General features: G+C 72.0%; 1 protein-coding gene. It reads left to right on the top strand.

Annotated elements, in window-relative coordinates:
- Nucleotides 1–13: 13 nt before the first annotated feature.
- A partial coding sequence (locus tag Q0L15_RS21030) for a molybdopterin cofactor-binding domain-containing protein (protein WP_296606675.1) occupies nt 14–922 on the top strand: 909 nt, incomplete at its 3' end.

Raw genomic sequence — 922 nt, 5'->3', positions numbered from 1 at the left:
GGGATCGAACGTCATGCTGGCCGGCACTGCCGGCCACGGGGACGTCGAGGACCTGGAGGCGCGGTCCTCGGGTGTCGTCCGGGGCACGCTGCGAACCGGGCGCGGAGCGCCCGCACCCATGGAGCCTCGGGTCTACGTGGCTGACTGGAGCACGCGGTCGCGGCGGCTGACGTGGTACGGCACCACGCAGGCTCCCCACCCGCTGCGGCACTCCATCGCGCAGTTCCTCGGGCTCCGCGAGCGCGACGTGCACGTCGTCGCGCCGCCGGTCGGCGGGTCCTTCGGGTTCAAGAACTTCGGGCACCCCGAGGAGTACCTCGTGTGTGTTCTCAGCCGCCTTCTCGGGCGCCCGGTCAAGTGGGTCGAGGACCGGGCCAGCACCCTGCGCTACGGCGCCCGGGACAGCCGGATCCACTACACCGCGTCGTTCGACGCCGACGGGCGCGTCACCGCGGTCAGCTGCGACCTGCTCGCGAACCACGGTGCGGCCTCCGCCACTGGTGCGTTCGGCATGGCGTTCGCCGGCGCTCTGGCCATGCCGAGCGGCTACGACGTCGCCCGCTTCCGCTGCGAGTGGCGCGTCGTCGTGACCAACAAGGGGCCGTGGAGCCCCTTGCGGCCGTTCGGCAAGGAGGCCGGCGTCCTGCTCATGGAGACCGTCATGGACGCGGTCGCGCGGGAGACCGGCCTGGACCCGCTCGAGGTGCGCCGACGCAACTGGGTCAAGCCCGACCAGTTCCCGTTCGTCACCGCGACCGGCCTCGAGCTAGACAGCGGCAACTACGAGGGCCTCCTGGACAAGGCGCTCACCGTCCTCGACTACGGGAAGGTGCGCCGCGAGCAGGAGCTGGCCCGCCAGGAGGGCAGGCACATCGGCATCGGCATCGGGTTCGAGGTGCTGCCGGAGGGCGCCGACATCCCG

The organism is Nocardioides sp. (assembly GCF_024509035.1).
Lineage (GTDB): Bacteria > Actinomycetota > Actinomycetes > Propionibacteriales > Nocardioidaceae > Nocardioides.
Note: the sequence above shows the minus strand (reverse complement) of the source record. Positions and strands in the feature narration are given on the sequence as shown.